This is a genomic window from Kytococcus sp. HMSC28H12 (assembly GCF_001816045.1).
GTDB lineage: Bacteria > Actinomycetota > Actinomycetes > Actinomycetales > Dermatophilaceae > Kytococcus > Kytococcus schroeteri.
Map to the genome: position 1 here is coordinate 1 of NZ_KV824685.1, position 278 is coordinate 278.

The window sequence follows — 278 nt, forward strand, 5'->3', positions numbered from 1 at the left end:
CGGGGTGCGCACCGCCAGCGCGCACCGCACGCCGCAGGAGCTGGCCGGCCACGAGCTCTGGCTGCTCAGCGCACTGCACGGCATCAGCGGGGTGACGGCCTGGGAGCACGGCGGGCGGCCGCTGGTGCTCGCCGCCCCGGGACGCGCCCTGGCGTGGAACACCGCCCTCGACGAGGTGCCGTGACCGCTTCGCTCCCGCCGCGCCCACTGCATGCCCTGCTCGTGGACAACCACGACTCCTACACCCACGTGCTGGCGCACCTGCTGACGGCGGCGCT

1 pseudogene is annotated in these 278 nt (G+C 75.5%); it reads left to right on the forward strand.

The window, feature by feature from the left end:
* Positions 1–184: pseudogene (locus tag HMPREF3099_RS11115) on the forward strand (hypothetical protein); the annotation flags it as partial.
* Between the last annotated feature and the right edge of the window lie 94 nt (positions 185–278).